Annotated in this window: 19 protein-coding genes and 1 tRNA gene; 11 read left to right on the top strand and 9 right to left on the bottom strand. The window is 71.7% G+C overall.

The window, feature by feature from the left end; translation table 11 throughout:
• Positions 1 to 17: 17 nt before the first annotated feature.
• The 3 genes from tssM to WQ56_RS00970 are packed head-to-tail and all read left to right on the top strand — an operon-like array spanning position 18 to position 5,508.
• Complete coding sequence (gene tssM / locus WQ56_RS00980) at positions 18 to 3,743, top strand: type VI secretion system membrane subunit TssM (RefSeq protein WP_047135186.1); 3,726 nt, start codon at positions 18 to 20, stop codon at positions 3,741 to 3,743.
• Positions 3,740 to 4,723, top strand: coding sequence for a type VI secretion system-associated protein TagF (gene tagF / locus WQ56_RS00975; protein WP_047135185.1), 984 nt, complete (start codon positions 3,740 to 3,742; stop codon positions 4,721 to 4,723). The genes tssM and tagF overlap by 4 nt, the downstream gene beginning before the upstream one ends.
• A gap of 2 nt (positions 4,724 to 4,725) precedes the next feature.
• Complete coding sequence (locus tag WQ56_RS00970) at positions 4,726 to 5,508, top strand: OmpA family protein (protein WP_156170164.1); 783 nt, start codon at positions 4,726 to 4,728, stop codon at positions 5,506 to 5,508.
• 183 nt (positions 5,509 to 5,691) lie between these two features.
• Here the strand turns inward: WQ56_RS00970 and tssA are convergent, their stop codons facing one another.
• Complete coding sequence (gene tssA / locus WQ56_RS00965) at positions 5,692 to 6,729, bottom strand: type VI secretion system protein TssA (protein WP_047135184.1); 1,038 nt, start codon at positions 6,727 to 6,729, stop codon at positions 5,692 to 5,694.
• A 96-nt stretch (positions 6,730 to 6,825) separates the two neighbouring features.
• Positions 6,826 to 8,079, bottom strand: a complete 1,254-nt coding sequence (locus WQ56_RS00960; protein WP_047135183.1) for a TIGR03862 family flavoprotein — start codon at positions 8,077 to 8,079, stop codon at positions 6,826 to 6,828.
• 91 nt (positions 8,080 to 8,170) lie between these two features.
• On the opposite strand from WQ56_RS00960, the gene WQ56_RS00955 reads away from it, so the two are divergent.
• Entirely contained in the window at positions 8,171 to 8,434 is a 264-nt protein-coding gene (locus WQ56_RS00955) for a DksA/TraR family C4-type zinc finger protein (RefSeq protein ID WP_047135182.1), read from the top strand.
• 81 nt (positions 8,435 to 8,515) lie between these two features.
• Positions 8,516 to 8,863 carry a RidA family protein gene (locus tag WQ56_RS00950; RefSeq protein WP_047135181.1) on the top strand — a complete coding sequence of 116 codons (348 nt, stop codon included), beginning with the start codon at positions 8,516 to 8,518 and terminating at the stop codon, positions 8,861 to 8,863.
• A gap of 40 nt (positions 8,864 to 8,903) precedes the next feature.
• On the opposite strand, the gene WQ56_RS00945 is transcribed toward WQ56_RS00950, so the two are convergent.
• The 3 genes from WQ56_RS00945 to WQ56_RS00935 form a co-directional block, all read right to left on the bottom strand.
• Positions 8,904 to 9,521: a mechanosensitive ion channel family protein gene (locus tag WQ56_RS00945; RefSeq protein ID WP_047135180.1), complete on the bottom strand. Its 618-nt coding sequence runs from the start codon at positions 9,519 to 9,521 to the stop codon at positions 8,904 to 8,906.
• Positions 9,522 to 9,685: 164 nt separating this feature from the next.
• Positions 9,686 to 9,760, bottom strand: a tRNA-Val gene (locus WQ56_RS00940).
• Positions 9,761 to 9,916: 156 nt separating this feature from the next.
• Positions 9,917 to 10,189 carry a polyhydroxyalkanoic acid system family protein gene (locus tag WQ56_RS00935; RefSeq protein ID WP_047135179.1) on the bottom strand — a complete coding sequence of 91 codons (273 nt, stop codon included), beginning with the start codon at positions 10,187 to 10,189 and terminating at the stop codon, positions 9,917 to 9,919.
• A 104-nt stretch (positions 10,190 to 10,293) separates the two neighbouring features.
• On the opposite strand from WQ56_RS00935, the gene WQ56_RS00930 reads away from it, so the two are divergent.
• Entirely contained in the window at positions 10,294 to 11,100 is an 807-nt protein-coding gene (locus tag WQ56_RS00930) for an FHA domain-containing protein (RefSeq protein ID WP_047135178.1), read from the top strand.
• A 34-nt stretch (positions 11,101 to 11,134) separates the two neighbouring features.
• Positions 11,135 to 11,371: a hypothetical protein gene (locus WQ56_RS00925; protein ID WP_047135177.1), complete on the top strand. Its 237-nt coding sequence runs from the start codon at positions 11,135 to 11,137 to the stop codon at positions 11,369 to 11,371.
• A 21-nt stretch (positions 11,372 to 11,392) separates the two neighbouring features.
• On the opposite strand, the gene WQ56_RS00920 is transcribed toward WQ56_RS00925, so the two are convergent.
• Together WQ56_RS00920 and msrP are read right to left on the bottom strand one after the other, a co-directional pair.
• On the bottom strand, positions 11,393 to 12,001 hold the full coding sequence (locus tag WQ56_RS00920; RefSeq protein ID WP_047135327.1) for a protein-methionine-sulfoxide reductase heme-binding subunit MsrQ: 609 nt from the start codon (positions 11,999 to 12,001) through the stop codon (positions 11,393 to 11,395).
• A gap of 47 nt (positions 12,002 to 12,048) precedes the next feature.
• On the bottom strand, positions 12,049 to 13,014 hold the full coding sequence (gene msrP, locus WQ56_RS00915) for a protein-methionine-sulfoxide reductase catalytic subunit MsrP (RefSeq protein WP_047135326.1): 966 nt from the start codon (positions 13,012 to 13,014) through the stop codon (positions 12,049 to 12,051).
• Between the two features lie 131 nt (positions 13,015 to 13,145).
• Here msrP and serC point away from each other — a divergent pair, with 131 nt between their 5' ends.
• The 3 genes from serC (at position 13,146) to aroA (ending at position 16,781) form a co-directional block, all read left to right on the top strand.
• A complete protein-coding gene (gene serC / locus WQ56_RS00910) occupies positions 13,146 to 14,246 on the top strand; it encodes a phosphoserine transaminase (RefSeq protein ID WP_047135176.1) in 1,101 nt (366 codons plus the stop codon).
• 85 nt (positions 14,247 to 14,331) lie between these two features.
• Positions 14,332 to 15,453 carry a prephenate dehydratase gene (gene pheA / locus WQ56_RS00905; protein ID WP_047135175.1) on the top strand — a complete coding sequence of 374 codons (1,122 nt, stop codon included), beginning with the start codon at positions 14,332 to 14,334 and terminating at the stop codon, positions 15,451 to 15,453.
• Complete coding sequence (aroA, locus tag WQ56_RS00900; RefSeq protein ID WP_047135174.1) at positions 15,450 to 16,781, top strand: 3-phosphoshikimate 1-carboxyvinyltransferase; 1,332 nt, start codon at positions 15,450 to 15,452, stop codon at positions 16,779 to 16,781. Before pheA ends, aroA begins: the two co-directional genes overlap by 4 nt.
• Before the next feature lie 181 nt (positions 16,782 to 16,962).
• Here the strand turns inward: aroA and WQ56_RS00895 are convergent, their stop codons facing one another.
• Together WQ56_RS00895 and WQ56_RS00890 are read right to left on the bottom strand one after the other, a co-directional pair.
• Positions 16,963 to 17,541 carry an energy transducer TonB gene (locus WQ56_RS00895; protein WP_047135173.1) on the bottom strand — a complete coding sequence of 193 codons (579 nt, stop codon included), beginning with the start codon at positions 17,539 to 17,541 and terminating at the stop codon, positions 16,963 to 16,965.
• Positions 17,542 to 17,615: 74 nt separating this feature from the next.
• A complete protein-coding gene (locus WQ56_RS00890; protein WP_197076394.1) occupies positions 17,616 to 18,263 on the bottom strand; it encodes an energy transducer TonB in 648 nt (215 codons plus the stop codon).
• 121 nt (positions 18,264 to 18,384) lie between these two features.
• Here WQ56_RS00890 and serS point away from each other — a divergent pair, with 121 nt between their 5' ends.
• A complete protein-coding gene (gene serS / locus WQ56_RS00885; protein WP_047135171.1) occupies positions 18,385 to 19,665 on the top strand; it encodes a serine--tRNA ligase in 1,281 nt (426 codons plus the stop codon).
• Positions 19,666 to 19,675: the final 10 nt, after the last annotated feature.

Raw genomic sequence — 19,675 nt, 5'->3', positions numbered from 1 at the left:
TGGAACCTCAGATCCCGATGTTCAGCAGACTCCGTTACGCACTGTCCGACTATCGTGTCCTCCTCGTGCTGGGCGCGCTCGCGACCGGCCTGGCGCTGTACTTCGGCAGCGACGGGTTGCGCGACATCGGCCTGTGGCTGCTGGCGCTCGCGCTCGTTGCACTGGTGGTCTGGGCTGCGGTCTGGCTGGTCCGGCGGCTGCTCGCCCGCCGGGCCGCGCGCGGGCTGGACGCGATGGTCGAGGGCGAGGCCGACCGCGCCGTGGAGAACGCGCGTCCGGCCGTGCGCGCCGACACCGAACTGCTGCGCGAGCGCATGCTCGCGGCGGTCAAGTCGATCAAGTCTTCGCGCATCGGCATGCTCAAGGGCAACGCCGCGCTCTACGAGCTGCCGTGGTACGTGATCATCGGCAATCCGGCGGCCGGCAAGAGCTCGGCGATCCTCAACTCGGGCCTGCAGTTTCCCTTCGAGGACAACAGCGCCAACGTCATCCAGGGCGTCGGCGGCACGCGCAATTGCGACTGGTACTTCACCACCGAAGGCATCGTGCTCGACACCGCGGGCCGCTATGCGGTCAGCGTCGAGGACCGGCTCGAATGGCTGACATTCCTGGACCTGCTCAAGAAGCACCGGTCGCGCGCACCGATCAACGGCGTGATCATCGCCGCGAGCATCGCCGAGCTGTCGGGCAGCAAGCCGGAGTTCGCGATCGAGCTGGCGAAGAACCTGCGCCAGCGCGTGCAGGAGATCACCGAGCGCCTGGAGGTCTTCGCGCCGGTCTACGTCGTGTTCACCAAGGCCGATCTCATTGCCGGGTTCGCCGAGTTCTTCCGCAATCTCGACCCGGCCGAACGCGAGGGCGTGTGGGGGGCGACGCTGCCGTTCGAGCCCGAGGGGCAGGCCGACGCACTGGCCGCGTTCGACCGCCATTTCGACGAACTGGCCGACGGCCTCAAGGAGGTCAGCCTCACGCAGATGGCGATGCTGCGCGGACGCGGGATCGATCCGGGCCTGCTGACGCTGCCGCTCGAATTCGTCGGCATCAAGCCCGCGCTGCGCACGTTCGTGGCCACGCTGTTCGAGGAGAATCCCTACCAGTTCAAACCGGTGTTCCGCGGCTTCTATTTCACCAGCGCCCTGCAGGAGGGCGACTCCGTGCACTACGCGTCCGAACGCATCGGGCGCGAGTTCCGGCTGCAGGGGGGCACGGAAACCGAGCGCAGCCCGACCGGCCATGCCGCGCACTTCCTGCGCGACCTGTTTCGCAAGGTGGTGTTCGCCGACAAGGGGCTGGTGCAGCAGTACTCCAGTCCGAACCGGACGCGCCTGCGCTACGGGGTGTTCTTCGGCGCGGTTGCGCTGCTGGCGGTCATGCTCGGCCTGTGGACCTGGTCCTACACCGGGAACCGGCAACTGGTGGAGAACGCGAACCGCGATCTCGCCCAGGCCGTGCGTCTGCAGGAGGGCCGGGTCGACCTCAAGTCTCGGATCGACGCGCTGCTGCTGATCCAGGACCGACTCGAGCAACTGGCGCGCCACCGGCAGCGCAACGACGTGACCACGCGCCTGGGCCTCTACCAGGGCGACAACATCGAGCGCAAGCTGCTGCACGAGTACTTCGAGGGCATGCGCCAGGTGATGCTGGCACCGACGGGTGCGCGCCTGGAGGCCTACCTGCACGACGTGGTCGCGCATGCCGATGCGCTCGGCGAGCCGGTCGCCCGTCGCGATGACGCCGCCGCCTCGCCGGTGCTCTACCAGGAGGCCGAGCCGACCGACAGCAACGACGCGTACAACGCGCTCAAGGCCTACCTGATGCTCGCCAGGCGCGGCGAGATCGAACAGGCGCACCTGAGCGACCAGCTCACGCGCTTCTGGCGCGGTTGGCTGGATGCCAATCGCGGGCAGATGAGCCGCGAGGAGATGGCGCGCGCCGCCGAGAAGCTGATGACGTTCTACGTCTCGCGCGCCGATGCGCCCGGCTGGCCGCAGCTGCAGGTCAGCGTGTCGCTGGTGGACGACACCCGTGGCGCGCTCAACCGGGTCATGAAGGGACAGCCGGCGATCGAGCGGGTGTTCGCGATGATCAAGGCACGCGCCGGCGCGCGCTTCCCCACCGTCACCGTCAACAGCCTGATCGGCGACGAGCGCAACAAGGAAGCGATCGCCGGCAGCTACGCGATCTCCGGCGCCTTCTCGCGCAAGGCCTGGGAGGACTACGTCCAGGATGCGATCCGCGAAGCCTCCAACACGCAGCTCAGCACGACTGACTGGGTGCTCGATACCACGCAGCAGAGCGACCTGAGCCTGTCGGGAAGCCCGGAGCATGTCGCACGGCAGATGGAGACGCTCTACAAGCAGGAATACGCGCAGGAGTGGATGAAGTTCCTGCAGGGCGTCAGCGTCGCCGGGTTCGAGAACTTCGACCAGGCCGTGGCGCGCATGAACAGCATCGGCGACCCGCGCAACTCGCCGCTGCGCGCGTTGCTCGAGGCGATCAACGAGCAGACGGTCTGGGACAACCCGCGCGCCGAGCACGCGCTGCACGGCGAGGTGCGGCGCGGCTTCGTCGCCTGGTTCCAGCGCGTGATCATGCGCCGCAACCCGACCTCGATCCCCGTCGAGATCGACCCGGAGACCGGCCGCGAGACGCCGCGTCCGACCGGGCCGGTCGGCAAGGCGTTCGAGGGCATCGCCCGGCTGGTCGCGCCGCGCGACGGCGGCAGCGCCCTGATCGACAGCTATTTCGAGACGCTGGGCGCGTTGCGCACGCGGCTCAACGCGATCCGGACCGAGGGCGACCCCGGTCCGGGTGCGCGTCGGCTGATGCAGGACACCCTGGGCAACGAGGGCTCGGAGCTCAAGAGCGCGCTGGCGCTGGTCGAGGAGCAGATGCTCACCGGGCTGGAGGACGCGCAGCGCGACGCGCTGCGGCCTCTGCTGCTGTATCCGCTGACGCAGACCTTCGCCGCGCTGGTGCCGCCGACCGAGGCCGAGATCAATCGTGCGTGGGCCGCCCAGGTCTACGAACCGTTCCGCGACGGCATCGGACAACAGTTCCCGTTCCGTCCCGACGCCGACGTCGATGCGTCGCCGGCTGACGTCGCCGCGATCTTCGGCGCCACGGGCGCGGTCGCGGCCTTCAACAAGGAGGCCTTGGGCAACCTGGTCCTGCAGCGCGGCAACCTGCTCGAGCCCCGCCGCTGGGCCGGCTACGGCATCGCGCTGTCGCCCGAGCTGATCAGCGGCTACGGCGACTGGGTGAGCGGACAGGCCGGTGGCGCGGCCGGGCAGGAGGCGACGATCTTCGCGATCCAGCCCACGCCGGCCATCGGGGCGGTCGAGTACACGATCGAGATCGACGGGCAGACGCTGCGCTACCGCAATACGCCGCCGACCTGGACGACGCTGCAGTGGCCCAACCCCGGCAGCGTTCCCGGTGCGCGGTTGCTGGCGGTCGCCGGCGACGGGCGGACCGTGGAGGTCTTCAACATGCCCGGCGGCAACGGCTTCGCGCGGATGATGGGCGAGGCGAAGATCGAGAACCGAGGCGACAACAGCCTCCTGACGTGGACCCGGGACGGCATCACCGTCTCGATGATGATGCGGATCATCCGCAGGCCCGGCGCCAGCGGCGGCGGCAACGACTGGCAGCGCGGGTTGCAGCTGCCGGCCCTGGTGGCCGGCCAGGCGGCCGCACCGCCGGTCGACGAGGGCGATGCGGACGCGGAGGGCGGGGCATGAGCCAGCGCATTGCGGTGCGGGCCAGTTATTTCGGCAAGCTGCCCTCGCGTGGCGATTTCGTGCGCAGCGCGGACAACGTGCAGTTGATGGCGCTGCTCGACCGCTGGGCCGCGAGCAGCCTGGAGTCGTTGTCCCACGATCCGGACTGGAAGCGGCTCTACGACGGCGCGGGCGAGTTGCGCTACGCCTTCCTGGGCTCGCGCAGCCGCGCGGTCGTCGGCGGGCTGCTGCTGCCCAGTCGCGATGTCTCCGAGCGTCGCTTCCCGTTCCTGTCGGCGGTCAGGTTCGACGTGTCCGACCCGCTCGGTTTCCTCGGGCGCAGCCCGATGGCGCTCTCACGCGTCTGGACCGGCCTGGTGCGCTGCGCGCGCGACGCGGTGTCGGCGGACGATGCCGCCGGGCCGCTGCAGGCGTTGGCGGAGCTGCGCCTGGAGGTCGAGAGCGATCCGGGAGCGCATGCCGGGGCGTTCGAGGATTTCCTCGAACTGCAGACCCTCGGCTCGCTGCAGGCCTCGCTCGAGGATGCCGGGCACGGCGGGCTCTCGCTTCGCCAGGCGCTGCCGGCGCTGGGCCTGCTGCTGCAGCCGATCCTGGCCGGCGGCAACGTCACGATCGATCGTGGACTGGAGCTTCCGCTGCCGCGCGATCCGCTCTACCGGCCACTGGTGGCGACGTTCTGGCTCGATATCGTGGCCGCGTTCCTGGCGCGCGGCGATTTCGAGCTCACGCTGCTCGTGCGCGAGTCGCCGCTGCCGGTCCTGCTGATCGGCTTCGACGGGGCCGACAGCCGGCTCCTCCACGCCGCACTCGATGCGCGCGTCGCCGGCGAGTACCTGATCCACCTGCGCGACGCGGACTGGGTCGAGGAACAACTGGCCACCGACTACGCGTTCAACCGGCTGGCGAGCTACCTCGACCGCACCGACCTCGCGCTGAAGACCGCGCGCGGCGTGTTCCGCGAAACCTTCCTGGGAGCATGACCATGGGCACGCGCATGCGCTGCAAGCGATGGGGCTGGGCACTGCTGTTCGTGCTGGGGGGCGCATTCGGCGCCGCTTCGGCCCAGGTGGCGGGGGATGCGCCGGTCGTCGTCGAGGGCATCGTGCCCGACCAGGCGACCAAGGCGCAGATCCTCGACAAGCTCCGCACGCTGTACGGCGCCGAACGCGTCGTCGACAAGGTGCGCGTGGAGGCGATCCCCGCGCCGCCCAACTGGGGCACCTACGTCGGCAACATGCTGACCCCCGGCCTGCAGCGCGTGCGCGGCGGCAAGCTGGAGGTCGATGGCCAGTCGGTGCGGATCAGCGGCGACGTGCCCAACGAGGCGCAGCGCCAGCAGGTGCTCAGCGAACTGAGCATGGCGAGCAACACCTCCTACACCGTCACCAGCGGCCTGCGCACCGCGGGCTCCGCGCAGGACGTCCTGGACCAGACCCTGGGCGATCGCATCATCGAGTTCCGCAGCGGAAGCGCGACGCTGACCCCACTGGGCGCAGGCATCCTCGACGAGATGGCGGCGAAGCTGCAGGAACTGGGCGATGCGCGCGTGCAGGTGGTCGGGCACACCGACGACGTCGGCCAGCGCGAGAGCAACCTGGCGCTGAGCCATGCCCGCGCCGAGGCCGTCCGCGCGCACCTGGCCCGACGCGGGATCGATCCGCAGCGCATCAGCGTGCTGGGGCGGGGGCCGGACGAACCGATCGCCGACAACGCGACCGAGGACGGTCGTGCCCGCAACCGCAGGATCCAGTTCCGCCTGCTGTAGGAGCACGCCGCCTTCGTCGGCAAGCGGCGCGTCCATGTCGTCCCCGATGTTGCGGGAACGCCGGGCCGCGGCGCGTCGCACGGCGGGCCCAGGCGCTTGCCCTCCACGTTGGGTGCGTCGATCTCCCGGCGGGCGAGCATGCGTCCCGCGACATGCGCGCAGGCGCCGACCGCAGCGGGCCGCCTAGCCGGAAAGCCCATCCTGCGGCTCGACGTCCAGCAGTTCCTCGACCTGCGCCAGCGTCGAGTCGTCCTTGATCACGCGCTTGAGCCAGACGTGCAGCGGCATCTCGCCCCAGCGCGCCGCCTTGTCGGCCAGGTACGCGACCGGGCTGTGCGGTTCGGTGCGGCGAAAGAACTCGGCGACCTGGCGCAATTGCGCGATCGCCTGCCGGCGCGTGGCGATCGGTCCTGCCGGGACGCCGGGCGTGGACGGCGCCTCCGCGGGCCGGTTGTCCGGGACCGCCTGCGACGTCGCCACGGGCTCGCCGTCGAGCAGGACCCCGGCATCGCGCGCAAAGCGACGCACTGTGCGCTCGAGCGTGTCGAGCTGGTCGCGCAGCCGGCTGAAGTTCGGGCCGTCCAGACCGAGGCGTGCATCCACGGCCTGCTGCAGTTCGCGCAACGCCGCCGCGCAGTCCGGCAGTTCCTCGCTCAACCGCATGTAGAACGCGTGCGGCGTATCGCGCCGCGCGGCTTCGATCGCCTCGAGCGTCGCCGCCTGGTCCTGCTCGCCTGCCCGTGCGTGGGCCGACTCGACGTCGGCCAGGCCGAAACGGCCCTGCGGCGCCTGGATGATCGGCAACGCGCGCAGCCACTGCTGCGAGTTGCCCAGCAGCCAGGTCAGATTGCCGATCCGATCCTCCTGGTCGCCATCGGAGGCAGCGGGGTGCAGCGCGTCCCAGAATCGCTCGCAGAGACCCGCGACCAGACGATAGCCGGCCGCCAGGCCCGGGAACCCGTGCAGCTGCGCACGCGCCTCGGCATACCACGCGGCCAGGCGCAGATCCTTGGTGCGCTCGCGCAGCAGCGTCTCGGTCGTCGCGAGCACGCGCGACCAGTCGGCGTACTTCAGTTCGGTGACCCATTCGCCCTGTGCCAGGGTGGGGTCGTCGGCCCGGCGCGCCTCCTGGATCGCGTCGAACTCGGGGGAAAACGAGAGATCCTCGCCGCACGGGGCGTGATCGGAGATCGGGGCCAGCAGGTCGTCCTGTTCCAGCATGGCAAAACTCGCGTTGGGATGCGTGCTCGATTCTAGCGCGTCGTCCGCGGCCCGCGTCGCGTGAGCTCGCCGGTTGTCGCAGGCGCCGCGCCGCCGTCAGCCTGCGCGGCGCATCCACGCCAGCGCGCCCTGCGCGGCGCGCATGCCGCTGGCGAAGCACGCGGTGAGCAGGTAGCCGCCGGTCGGCGCTTCCCAGTCGATCATCTCGCCGGCGACGAACGTGCCCGGCGACGCGTGCAGCATCAGCGCGTCGTCGAGCGCCTCGAAACGCACGCCACCGGCGCTGCTGATGGCCTCGGCCAGCGGGCGTGGCGCGCGCAGCGTCAGCGGCAACCGCTTGATCGCGCCGGCCACGCGGGCGGGGTCGTCCAGCGCCGCGCGGTCGAGCCGCTCGAACAGCAGCGCGGTCTTGGCGGCGTCCAGGCCGGTCGCGCGGCGCAGGTGCTCGCCGACGCTGCGGCGTCCGCGGGGGCGTGCGAGGTCGCGTTGCAGGCGCGCGGCGTCGCGCCCCGGTGCGAGGTCGAGTTCGAGCACCGTGCTGCCGTCGCGCGCGATCGCATCGCGCAGCGCGCCGGAGATCGCGTAGATCGCGCTGCCCTCGATGCCGGTCGCGGTCAGCACGCATTCGCCCTGCAGCGCGTGCGGCGCGCCGTCGGCGTCGCGCCAATGCAGCACCACCGGCTTGAGCGGCGCACCGGCATGGCGCTGCGCCAGATGCGCGCTCCAGCCGATGTCGAACCCGCAGTTGGCCGGCGCCAGCGGCGCGACGTCGACGCCACGCGCGGCGAGCAGCGGTTGCCAAGCGCCGTCGGAGCCGAGTTCGGGCCAGCTGCCGCCGCCCAGCGCCAGCACCGTGGCGTCGGCGGCCTGCACGTGCGGCCCGTGCGGTGTCTCGAACGTCAGGTGGCCGTCGGCATCCCAGCCCGTCCAGCGGTGCTGCACGTGGAACCGCACGCCGTCTTCGCGCAACTGGCGGACCCAGCCGCGCAGCAGCGGCGCGGCCTTGAGATCCTGCGGGAAGACCCGTCCCGAGCTGCCGACGAAGGTCGGCACGCCGCGGGCCGCGGCCCAGTCGCGCAGCGCCTGCGCGTCAAAGCCGTCGAGCCAGCGCCCGACCGCGTCCGCGCGTGCGCCGTAGCGGGCATCGAATGCCGGCCGAGGCTCGGAATGGGTCAGGTTCAGCCCGCCCTTGCCCGCGATCAGGAACTTGCGGCCGACCGACCCCTTGGCGTCGAACAGGTCGACCTCCGCGCCCGCAGCGCGGGCGATCTGCGCGGCGAACAGCCCGGCCGGGCCGCCGCCGACGATGGCCAGGCGGGACAGAGCAGGGGAGCGGGGCGCGTCGGACATCGCGCCATTATGCCGGCCGGCGCCGCTCATCCTGCGGCCACGCGCGCATTGCTAGGCTCGTCCAGGCGTTGGACACAGGCAGGAGTCGGCCATGGCGACCGGATGGGCAGGCGACGGAGCGGTGCAGGACCAGATCGACGCGACCGTCAAGGACGCGATCGAGCGCGCGCGCAGCCAGTTGCGCAGCGGCCCGGGGCTGACCCGATGCGAGGAATGCGATGCCCCGATCCCCGAGGCGCGCCGCGTCGCCGTGCCCGGCGTGCGCCTGTGCGTGGACTGCCAGGCGCAGCAGGACGAGGACCGGGCCGCGACCGGCTACAACCGGCGCGGCAGTAAGGACAGCCAGCTGCGTTGACCCACGCCGAGGGGCGCAGCGCTTGCCGCGCCCTGCGCGCGCTCGCTACCGTGGCCGCCCGTCACGTCCAGGACCACCCCCATGATCGAGCGCATCGACGCCGGCCCGCGCATGTCAGAAGCCAGCATCCATAACGGCATCGTCTACTGCGCCGGCCAGGTGCCCGAGACCGCGGGCGCCGACATCGCCGTCCAGACCCGCGAGGTGCTGGCCGCGATCGATGCGCTGCTCGCGCAGGCCGGCAGCGACAAGACCCGCATCCTGCAGGCGCAGGTGTACCTGGCCGACATCGCCGACTTCGATGGCATGAACGCCGAGTGGGACCGCTGGGTCGTGCCCGGCCAGGCGCCCGCGCGGGCGACGGTCGAGGCGCGGCTCGCCGATCCCGACTGGAAGATCGAAATCGTCGTCTCGGCGGTCGTGGACTGAAGGTCCGGTCGCGGCGAACGTTCAAGTCCGCCGCGCGTTGTCACACGTCGAGCGGATCGCCGCGCTTGGCGCCCGCGCCCTTGGGCTCGGGCAGCGCGCCGCCGCGCCAGCGCCGCAACGCACGCTGGAAGAACAGGCTGTTGGGCACCTGCAGTACCGTGCCCGCGCCATCACCCTCGTCGGTCTCGCGCAGCGTCGTGTAGACCACGTTGATGTCGACCACCTGGCCGCGCAGGCCGGGCTTCTCGCCGTTCTCCAGCAGCTCGACGTGGTCGTAGAGCCGGAACGGGCGCGTGGTCAGGATCAGCATCGTGCAGAAGATGTTCGACAGCACGCTCCAGGCCGCGAAGAACGCCACCGCGCCGACCGCCGCGAAACCGGTGAATGCGGTCCACAGCACCGTGCCCGACACGCCCATGCGCTCGAGCGCCAGCAACAGCGCCGCCGCGTAGATCAGGAACGTCATCACCCGCCGCGCGCCCACCACCGCCTCGGGCGGCAGCGTGTAGCGATGTCCGACCCGCTCGATCAGCCGGCGCATCAGCAGCCGCAGCAGCCACGCCACGAGCAGGATCAGCAGGATCTGGCCGACCGGCACGACGATGTCGAGCCAGTCGTGCAGCCACGGGGGCAGACGATCGATCAGGCGCACAACCACTCCACGCAGGGCGCCCACGGCGCCGTCACGGGCATTCTACGCGGGGCGTCGCGGCGCGGTCGGCGTGCTGGCGGGTGGCTGCCGTCGCGCTGCGATCGACGGGCGCTTGCTTCCGGACCGCAGACACGAAAAAGCCGGCGCTGGGCCGGCTCGTTCGATGCTGCTGGTGGGCGGTGCAGGGTTCGAACCTGCGACCCTTGCCGTGTGAAGGCAATGCTCTACCGCTGAGCTAACCGCCCGAAACGCTGTCGCCCGGACGCGGGAACATGGGCGTTCCGTTGTCCGCATCGCCGTGGCCGCGAGGCCGCCGGTGCGATCGGGACGCGCATTCTACGGTCGAATCGGCGCGTCGACAAGCGCGGCGTGCGGACGTGTCGCCCGGGCACGAAACGGCGTCAGAACCGCTCCGACAGCTCGCGCCGGATCTCGGCCTCGATCGGCCCGCGCATCGCCGAGAGCAGGAAGCCGAGCTTGGCGGTGACGCGCAGGCTGTCGGGCAGCAGCGCGATCGCGCCGTCCACGCCGGAGCGGTTGAAGTTCAGCGTGTCGCCGTCCCAGGCGTACTGCATGTCGAAGCGCTCGGCCAGCGTGCGGGCGACGTCCTCGACCGCGGTGCGCGCCTGCGCCGGGGGCAGGGAGTGGGAATGGGTGATGTCGATGCCGGACATGTCGGTCGCTCTGCCTGGATTGGGCGCCCATTCTGCGGCGCGGCGGCGCATCGACCAAGTGACGGATGCGGCGGGCGCCGTCGCTCGTGCTAGATTCCCGCCGCATGACCGCGCTCAAGCTGCGTTTCCCCGGCTCCCCGACCGACGAGCTGCCCCTCGACGTGGGCATGCTCGGCATCGGCCTGCGCGCGGACGGCGCCGGGCTCGGCCCGGTCGACGACGACGCGGCGCCGTGCGTGCGCTTCTGCGTGGACCGCCGCGGCGTCTGGCTGACCGTGGGCGAGGACATCGGCGGCGTCCACGTCAACGGGCGGCGCATCCAGCGCATGGCGATGCTGCGCGCGGGCGATGCGATCTTCGTCGACGGGCACGAGCTGCGTCTGGTGCCGGGCCAGCCGGCGGCGTCGCCGCTGGCGGACGAGCCGGTGCGCGGCGATCCGGCCGAGCCCGATCCGCGCATGGTGCTGCGGGGCCTTGGCGGCCGCTACCACGGGCGCTGCTTCACGCTCGACCGCGCCCGCGTGATCGGTCGCCATGCCGAGGCCGACATCCGCATCGACGATCCGGCCTTCGCCGACCGGCATGCCCGGCTCGAACGCGTCGGCGAGCGGGTGCGGCTGGTCGACCTGGGCTCGCCCGAAGGCAGCGTGGTCAACGGCGAGGCCGTGCGCGACGCGCTGCTGCAGCCGGGCGACCAGATCGTGTTCGATGCGCACCACCGCTTCGTCGTCGAGGCGCCTGCGCGCGCGGGCGCGGCCACGTTCGGCCTCGGGCACGCGGACGATGCTGACGACGGCGCAGACCGGTTCGACGCGCCGTCGCCGGGTCGCCTGCGGCTGCCGTGGCTGCTGCTCGCCGCGCTGCTGATCGCCGCCGCGCTGGGCGCGCTGCTGCTGTTCGGCGCGGGTTGACGCCCCCGGACCGAATTCTCGACGGAGCGAACGCATGGGCACCTTCAGCATCTGGCACTGGATCATCCTGTTGTGCATGCTCGCGATCCCCGCGACCGTGGTCGGCATCATCGTTTGGGCGATCCGGCGCAGCCGACGTACGCCGCCGCCGCCCGTGCGCGACGTGGGGCTCGTCGCCCAGGTCGTCGAACTCGACCGGCTGCATCGCGAAGGCGCGATCGACACGGACGAACACGCCCGGCGTCGCGCAGCGTTGCTCGCAGGCCGCTGAAAGGCGCGAGCGGAGTCGCGATCAGCGCGCGGCCACCCGGCGCCTCGCCACCGCCTTCCAAACGCGCCAGCCCAGCAGCACGGTCAGCAGGCCCGCATACAACGCGGGCTCGCGCCAGTCGGATTTCACGATCCACCAGAAGTGCAGCACCGCCAGCGCCGCGATCGCATAGACCAGGCGGTGCAGCCGGCCCCAGTTGCGTCCCAGGCGTCGCATCCAGCCGCGGGTCGAGGTCACGGCCAGCGGCACCAGCAGCAGCCAGGCGAGGAACCCGACGGTGATGTAGGGTCGCCGCGCGATTTCGGTCGCGACCTGCGACAGGTCGCCCACCAGGTCCAGTGCCAGCCACGCGGCGAAGTGCAGGCTGGCGTAGGCGAACGCGTACAGCCCGAGCATCCGCCGGAAGCGCAGTGGCGCGGTCCAGCCGGTGGCCTGGCGCAGCGGCGTGATCGCCAGCGTGAGCAGCAGCAGGCGCAGCGCGCCGGTGCCCAGTTCGTGCTCGATCGCGACCACCGGTTCGGCGCCGAGCGCGTCGATGTTGCCGCCGCCGAGCACGCCCCATACGCGCCAGCCCAGCCAGCCCAGAGGCGCCAGCGCCAGCACGTGCACCAGCGCCTTGCCCGCGACGATGCCGGTCGGCGTCGCCGCGCGCCGCGGCGCGCGAGCCGGCGCAGGGGTCAGTACCACTTGCGCAGGTCCATGCCGGCGTAGAGCGCGGCCACCTGGTCGGCGTAGCCGTTGAACGGGCGGGTCTCGATGCGGTTGGCGAGCAGCCGGTTGGTCCCGGCAATCCGGCGTTCGGTCTTCTGGCTCCAGCGCGGGTGGTCGACCGCCGGGTTGACGTTGCTGAAGAAGCCGTACTCCGAGGGCTGCAGGTCGTTCCAGGCGGTGCTGGGCATGCGCTCGACGAAGCGGATCTGCACGATCGACTTGATGCTCTTGAAGCCGTACTTCCATGGCACGACCAAACGCAGCGGCGCGCCGTTCTGTTGCGGCAAGGCCTTGCCGTACAGGCCGGTGGCCAGGAACGCGAGCGGGTGCATCGCCTCGTCGATGCGCAGGCCCTCGCGATACGGCCAGCGGATCGAGCGGAAGCGCAGGCCGGGCATCTGCTCGCGGTCGGCGAGCGTGGTGAACGCCACGTACTTGGCCTTGGCCGTGGGCTCGAACCGGCGCAGCACCGCGGCCAGCGGCACGCCGGTCCACGGGATCACCATCGACCAGCCCTCCACGCAGCGCAGGCGATAGATGCGTTCCTCACTGGCGATGCCGCGCAGCAGGTCCTCCAGCGCGATACGCCCGGGTTTGGCGCATTCGCCGGCCACCTCCACGCTCCAGGGCGCGGTGCGCAGGGTCTTGGCCGCGCGCGAGGGGTCGGCCTTGCCGGTGCCGAACTCGTAGAAGTTGTTGTACGAGGTGATGTCCTCGTAGCGGGTGAGCGCTTCGTCGGTCCGGAAGCCGCTGCGCGCCTGGGCGGGCGCGACCCGGGCGGTGCTGGGCGGCGGCGGCTCGGCGCCGGCGCAGCCGGCCAACCCCAGCGCGGGGGTCGCGGCCAGCAGGGCGAGCAGGCGACGGCGGTCGCGGTAGACGGCCTCGTCGGTGATCTCGGACTCGGGAATCCGCAGGGCGTCGCGCAGTGACATCGCAGGCTCCTGGCGCATACGCGCCGCAGATGGGGCAACGCGGGATACGTTGCCATCGCAACCATCGGCCGCGCGTCAAGGCTGCTGCGCTGCGGCATACTTGCCGGCCTGCGAACAAGCGGAGTCGAGCGATGGCGCGAGCCTACAACTTTGCCCCCGGACCGGCGGCGCTGCCTGAAAGCGTGCTGAAACAGGCCCAGGCCGACATGCTCGAATGGGGCGACGCCGGCGCCTCGATCGTCGAGATGAGCCACCGCGGGCCCGAATTCATGGCCGTGGCGACGCAGGCCGAGGCCGACCTGCGCACGCTGCTCGCCGTGCCCGACGATTATGCGGTGCTGTTCCTGCAGGGCGGCGCGACGACCCAGCAGGCACTGATCGCACTGAACTTCGCGGCGCCCGGCGACACCGTGGACTACGTGGTCACCGGCCACTGGGGGCGCACGGCGCTGCGCCAGCTCACCCCGGCGGTGACGGTCAACGTCGCCGCCAGCGGCGAGGCCGACGGCTTCCGCACGATCCCGGCGCGCGAGACCTGGGGCCTCACCCCCGGCGCGGCCTACGTGCACATCACCGCCAACGAGACCATCCACGGCGTCGAGTACCGCCCTGCCTGGGGCGCGCCCGCGCCCGACACCGGCGATGTGCCGTTGTTCGCCGACTTCAGCTCCAGCATCGCGTCCGAGCCGATCGACATCTCGCGCTACGGCCTGATCTATGCCGGCGCGCAGAAGAACCTCGGCCCGGTCGGGATCTCGGTGGTCGTCGTGCGCCGCGACCTGCTCGAGCGGGCCGGCCAGCCGCGTGCGGACATCTTCAACTACGCCTCGCACCTGGCCAACGACTCGATGCTCAACACCCCGCCCACATGGAACTGGTACCTGGCCGGACAGGTGTTCCGCTGGATGCTCGACCAGGGCGGTACCGCCGAGTTCGACCGGCGCAGCGACGAGAAGGCCGGTCTGCTGTACGCGGCGATCGACGGCTCGGGCGGCTTCTACCGCAACGATGTCGCGCGGGACGTGCGCTCGCGCATGAACGTGCCGTTCTTCCTCGTCGATCCGGCGCTCGATGCCGATTTCCTGGCCGGTGCGCGCGAGGCCGGGCTGATCGGGCTCAAGGGCCACCGCGTGCTCGGCGGCATGCGTGCGTCGATCTACAACGCGATGCCGGTCGACGGCGTCCGCGCGCTCGTCGCCTACATGCAGGATTTCCAGCAGCGGCGCGGGTGAGCGGGCATGCCATGCCGATGCCGTCGGGCATCGGCACCGGCGCGCTGCGCGACCGTAACCACGCACAGATTCTGAGAGGATGTTGATGGCCGCAAAGCCGAAGAAGAAGACCGCCGACAAGCCCGCGACGCCGCCCGACCTGGCCGCCGTGCGCGCGCAGATCGACGGCATCGACCACCAGATCCAGACGCTGATCGCCGAGCGCGCGCAGTTCGCGCGCCAGGTCGGCAAGGCCAAGGGCAAGCTCGCCGCCGCCGTCGACTACTACCGCCCCGAGCGCGAGGCCCAGGTGCTGCGCCGCGTGGTCGACCGCAACGACGGCCCACTGTCGGACACCGAACTGGTGCGGCTGTTCCGCGAGATCATGTCGGCGTGCCTGGCTCAACAGGAGCCGCTGAAGATCGGCTACCTGGGGCCGGAGGGCACGTTCTCGCAACAGGCCGTGCACAAGCAGTTCGGCCATTCGGCGATGGGCCTGCCGCTGGCGAGCATCGAGGAGGTGTTCGACGAGGTCGCCGCCGGCAACGCCGACTTCGGCGTCGTCCCGGTCGAGAACTCTGGTCAGGGGACGATCCAGTCCACGCTCGACCTGTTCCTGACCTCGCCGCTGCGGATCTGCGGCGAGGTCGAGCTGCGCGTGCACCAGTACCTGCTCTCGCGCACCGGCCGGCTCGACGACATCGAACGCGTGTACTCGCATGGTCTGTCGCTGGCGCAGTGCAAGGGCTGGCTGCGGCAGAACCTGCCGCAGGCCGAGAAGCACGCGGTGGTCAGCAACGCCGAGGGCGTGCGCCGGGCCAAGAAGTCCGACGACGCCGCCGCGATCGCGGGCGAGAACGCCGCGCACGTGTACGGCATGAAGGTCGTCGCCGGGCCGATCGAGGACCGCAGCGACAACACCACGCGCTTCCTGGTCATCGGCCGCGGCGCGTTCCCGCCGTCGGGCAACGACCGCACGTCGCTGATGGTCTTCATCCGCGACCAGCCCGGCGCGCTCTACCGCATCCTCGAGCCGCTGGCGCGGCGCGACATCAGCATGAACCGCATCGAATCCAGGCCTGCGCACGGCGCACTGTGGCAGTACGCCTTCTTCATCGACGTCGCCGGCCATGTCGACGAGTCCCCGCTCAAGGATGCGCTGGGCGAGATCGACGCCTTCGCCGGCGACGTGCGCGTGCTCGGCTCCTACCCGGTGGCCGTGCCATGAGCGCCGCCCGCTGGATCGCCACCGCCGGCGCGCCGCTGCGCGGCGAACTCGACGTGCCGGGCGACAAGTCGGTCTCGCACCGCGCGATCATGCTCGCCTCGCTGGCCGACGGCACCTCGCGCATCACCGGCTTCCTCGAGGGCGACGACGCCCGCGCCACCGAGACGATCTTCCGCCGGCTCGGCGTGGCGATCGAGACGCCGGCTCCGGGCGAGCGCGTCGTCCACGGCGTCGGCATCGATGGTCTGCGCGCCGCCGAAGGCCCGCTCGACTGCGGCAACGCCGGCACCGGCATGCGACTGCTCGCGGGCCTGCTCGCCGGCCAGCCCTTCGACAGCGCGCTGGTCGGCGACGCGTCGCTGTCCAAACGCCCGATGCGCCGCGTGACCGAGCCGCTGGCGCGCATGGGCGCCCGCATCGACACCGGCGAGGGCGGGGTGCCGCCGCTGCACGTGCGCGGCGGCCAGCGTCTGGCCGGCATCGAGTACGAGAACGCGCTCGCCAGTGCCCAGGTCAAGTCCGCGCTGCTGCTCGCCGGCCTGTATGCCGAGGGCGAGACCGTCGTCCGCGAGCCGCGGCCGACCCGCGACTACACCGAGCGCATGCTCGCCGCCTTCGGCTGGCCGATCGACTTCGCGCCGGGCGTGGCGCGGCTGGCCGGCGGCCATCGCCTGCGTGCGACCGACGTGCACGTGCCGGCGGATTTCTCGTCGGCGGCGTTCTTCCTGGTCGCGGCCTCGATCGTGCCCGGCTCGGACCTGCTGCTGCGCCGCGTCGGCATGAATCCGCGCCGCACCGGCCTGCTGCACGTGCTGCGGCTCATGGGCGCCGACATCGTGGCATCCGACGCAGGCGAGCAGGGCGGCGAGCCGGTCGCCGACCTGCGCGTGCGGTATGCACCGCTACGCGGCATTAATGTGCCGGAAGTCCACGTGCCGGACATGATCGACGAGTTCCCGGCGCTGTTCGTCGCCGCCGCCTGCGCCGAGGGGCCGACCCGGGTGACCGGCGCCGCCGAGCTGCGGGTCAAGGAGTCGGACCGCATCGCGGTCATGGCCACCGGTCTGCGCACGCTCGGCGTCGCCATCGACGAGGCGCCCGATGGCGCCACGATCCCCGGACGGGACGCGTCGGACGTTGGCGGGGCGGTCTTAGGCAGCGGCGATGTGGAGAGCCATGGCGACCATCGCATCGCGATGGCCTTCGCCGTGGCCGCGCAACGCGCCGATGGCGAGATCGGAATCGGCGACACCGCCAACGTCGCGACGTCGTTCCCCGGCTTCGTCCCGCTGGCGCGCGGCGCGGGGTTCGGGCTGCAGGGCGACTAGGCGCGGCCGGCCGCACCGCGACGGTTCCATGCCACTGCCTTCGCAGCTGCCCTTCAGTCCCGCTGCGCGGACAAGGGCCGAACCGTCCCCGAAGGCCAATCACCGGTGACGGTCTTCATCGCAGCGATCGCGTCTGCCCATCCCCGCGCGCGGGGATGGGCGCGCCGACCGGTCTCGACGCTCAGTTGCGCGCCGTGCTGCCCGCCTGATCCTCGAGCGTGAAGTCGACCGGGACCCGGACCGAACTGGCCTCCGGCTTGCCGTTGCGGATCGCCGGCTCGAACGTCCAGTTGCGGGCCGCGTCGACCGCCGCGCGGTCGAGATCGCGCGACCGGCTGCGCTTTTCCACGCTGATGTCGGTCGGCTTGCCGGTGGCGTCCACCTGCACCAGCAGCGTCACCGAACCCTCCTCGCGATTGCGCAGGGCGGCGGCCGGGTAGGCGGGACGCGGCTGGTCGACGACGCGAGCCGGCCGATCGGCAGGCGCTGCAGGTGCCGCCGGACGCGCGGCGCGCGGCGCCGGGGCTTGCGTCGGTTCGCGCTCGGCCGGCGGTGTCGTGCCGTCGCCGATCGTCGGTGGCGGGGGCAGTGGCTCGGTCTGCGGCACGTCGCGCTGGCTCAGGAAGTACCAGCCCAGCGCAACCAGTGCGACCAGCAGCAGGATCCAGATCAGCGGGCTCGAGCCCTTGCGCGGCGGCGGCTCGGGCGGCGGGGCGACGGGGGGTGGGACATCGCCGGGACGCCGGATCGGGTCGTTCATGTCGTAGCTCCACGCCGAAAGATGGGCCGAGCCTCCCACCGGCAATGTCGAGGTCGCGTCAGCGCAAGCCGCGCTCAGCGCCGCTCCGTCGGGTCGAACAGGACCGGCACCCGCACCTCGCCGGGCACCGGCCGGCCGTCGCGCATCGCCGGCTCGAAGCGCCAGCGCCGCACCGCGGACACCGCGGCGCGATCGAGCCGGGCATGGCCGCTGGCGGCGATCACGTCGATGTCGGAGACCCGTCCGTCGGCGTCCACGTGGACCCGCAGCATCACTTCGCCGGTCTCGTTGCGCCGCAGCGACGCGCGCGGGTAACGCGGCTGCGGCGTGGACCGCGGGCGCGGCGCGCTGTCGGCCACCGGCGCAGGGGCGGCGGCCGACGGCGGCACCGCCGGCGCAGGTGCCGGCCCGGCGACGGGTGCATCCGCGATCCTCGGTGCGCCCGACGCGGGCGGTTCCGTCGGGCCGAAGCGGCCGCTCGCGCCGTCCGGGCTCGCCGGCAGCGGCGCGGGCAACGGCGTCGCGCGCCCATTCGACGCGTCCGGCGTCCCGACGGCGATCTCGCCATCGGGCGCGCGGGCATCGCGTTGCCCCCACCACAGGCCTGCGAACAGCAGCCCACCCAGCGCGCAGGCCGCCGCGATCAGCAGCCACGCCCGGCGGGTGGGCAACGCCTGCCGCAACGCATGGCGGGCGCGTGGGGCAGGCGAGGGTGCGGGCACGGCAGGCTCCATCGAAAAACGGGGCGCACGATTCTGTCACAGGCCTCCGCGCCGGACGCCGCTTCGGCCGATCGCCGATCCGGGCGATAATGCCGTCCCCGCTTTCGATGACGACGCCCCGATGCTCGATCCCAGCCTGCTGCGCCAACACCTCGCCGACACCGCCGCGCGGCTGCGCGACAGCCGCGGGTACGACCTGCCGGTCGCGCGCATCGAGTCGCTGGAGGCCGAGCGCAAGCAGATCCAGGTGCGCACGCAGGACCTGCAGAACCTGCGCAACACCCGCAGCAAGGCGATCGGCCAGGCCAAGGCGCGCGGCGAGGACGTCGCGCCGCTGCTGGCCGAGGTCGCAGGCTTCGGCGACGAGCTCAAGGCCAGCGAATCCCGCCTGGACGGCATCAAGGCCGAACTCGAGACCCTTGCGCTCGGCATCCCGAATCTGCCCGATGCCAGCGTGCCCGTCGGCCGCGACGAAGCCGACAATGTCGAGCAGGCGCGCTGGGGCGATCCGCGCGCCTTCGACTTCCCGGTCCGCGACCACGTCGAACTCGGAGCGCGCCACGGCTGGCTCGACGCCGAGACCGCCGCCAAGCTCAGCGGCGCGCGCTTCACCGTGCTGCGCGGCCAGCTCGCGCGTCTGCACCGGGCGCTGGCGCAGTTCATGCTCGACCTGCACACCGGCGAGCACGGCTACGAGGAGACCAGCGTCCCGGTGATCGTCAACGCCGACACCATGCGCGGCACCGGCCAACTGCCCAAGTTCGAGGAGGATCTGTTCGCCACGCCGTTCGGCGAGGAGACCCGCTACCTCATTCCCACCGCCGAGGTGCCGCTGACCAACACCGTGCGCGACAGCATCGTCGACGCCGCCGCGCTGCCGCTGCGCATGAGCGCGCACTCGATGTGCTTCCGCTCGGAGGCCGGCAGCCACGGCCGCGACACCCGCGGCATGATCCGCCAGCACCAGTTCGAGAAGGTGGAGATGGTCTCGGTCGTGCGGCCTTCGGACAGCGACGCCGAGCTCGAGCGCATGACCCGGTGCGCCGAGACCGTGCTTGAGCGCCTGGGCCTGCCGTACCGCCGCATGCTGCTGTGCAGCGGCGACATGGGCTTTGCAGCCTGTCGGACCTACGACCTCGAAGTCTGGCTGCCCTCGCAGCAGACCTACCGCGAGATCTCCTCGTGCTCGAACTGCGGCGATTTCCAGGCCCGCCGCATGCAGGCGCGCTGGCGCAATCCCGAGACCGGCAAGCCCGAACCGGTGCACACGCTCAACGGCTCGGGCCTGGCTGTGGGCCGCACGCTGATCGCGGTGATGGAGAACTTCCAGAACGCCGACGGCAGCATCGAGATTCCGGCCGTGCTGCAACCCTACATGGGCGGCGCCACGCGGCTGGGCTGACGGGCGCGAC

The sequence above is a fragment of the Luteimonas sp. FCS-9 genome (genome assembly GCF_001014645.1).
In the GTDB taxonomy this organism is placed as follows: domain Bacteria; phylum Pseudomonadota; class Gammaproteobacteria; order Xanthomonadales; family Xanthomonadaceae; genus Luteimonas.
Note: the sequence above shows the minus strand (reverse complement) of the source record. Positions and strands in the feature narration are given on the sequence as shown.

What these genes read in the sequence shown, in the direction of transcription:
- WQ56_RS00955 (WP_047135182.1), top strand. Translation starts at nt 8,171, where the DNA reads ATGGCGACCGGATGGGCAGGCGACGGAGCGGTGCAGGACCAGATCGAC.
- tssA (WP_047135184.1), bottom strand. Translation starts at nt 6,729, where the DNA reads ATGCTGGAACAGGACGACCTGCTGGCCCCGATCTCCGATCACGCCCCG.
- serS (WP_047135171.1), top strand. Translation starts at nt 18,385, where the DNA reads ATGCTCGATCCCAGCCTGCTGCGCCAACACCTCGCCGACACCGCCGCG.
- tagF (WP_047135185.1), top strand. Translation starts at nt 3,740, where the DNA reads ATGAGCCAGCGCATTGCGGTGCGGGCCAGTTATTTCGGCAAGCTGCCC.
- WQ56_RS00895 (WP_047135173.1), bottom strand. Translation starts at nt 17,541, where the DNA reads ATGAACGACCCGATCCGGCGTCCCGGCGATGTCCCACCCCCCGTCGCC.
- pheA (WP_047135175.1), top strand. Translation starts at nt 14,332, where the DNA reads ATGGCCGCAAAGCCGAAGAAGAAGACCGCCGACAAGCCCGCGACGCCG.
- tssM (WP_047135186.1), top strand. Translation starts at nt 18, where the DNA reads ATGTTCAGCAGACTCCGTTACGCACTGTCCGACTATCGTGTCCTCCTC.
- WQ56_RS00950 (WP_047135181.1), top strand. Translation starts at nt 8,516, where the DNA reads ATGATCGAGCGCATCGACGCCGGCCCGCGCATGTCAGAAGCCAGCATC.
- WQ56_RS00960 (WP_047135183.1), bottom strand. Translation starts at nt 8,079, where the DNA reads ATGTCCGACGCGCCCCGCTCCCCTGCTCTGTCCCGCCTGGCCATCGTC.
- WQ56_RS00925 (WP_047135177.1), top strand. Translation starts at nt 11,135, where the DNA reads ATGGGCACCTTCAGCATCTGGCACTGGATCATCCTGTTGTGCATGCTC.
- WQ56_RS00935 (WP_047135179.1), bottom strand. Translation starts at nt 10,189, where the DNA reads ATGTCCGGCATCGACATCACCCATTCCCACTCCCTGCCCCCGGCGCAG.
- msrP (WP_047135326.1), bottom strand. Translation starts at nt 13,014, where the DNA reads ATGTCACTGCGCGACGCCCTGCGGATTCCCGAGTCCGAGATCACCGAC.
- WQ56_RS00970 (WP_156170164.1), top strand. Translation starts at nt 4,726, where the DNA reads ATGGGCACGCGCATGCGCTGCAAGCGATGGGGCTGGGCACTGCTGTTC.
- serC (WP_047135176.1), top strand. Translation starts at nt 13,146, where the DNA reads ATGGCGCGAGCCTACAACTTTGCCCCCGGACCGGCGGCGCTGCCTGAA.
- WQ56_RS00930 (WP_047135178.1), top strand. Translation starts at nt 10,294, where the DNA reads ATGACCGCGCTCAAGCTGCGTTTCCCCGGCTCCCCGACCGACGAGCTG.
- aroA (WP_047135174.1), top strand. Translation starts at nt 15,450, where the DNA reads ATGAGCGCCGCCCGCTGGATCGCCACCGCCGGCGCGCCGCTGCGCGGC.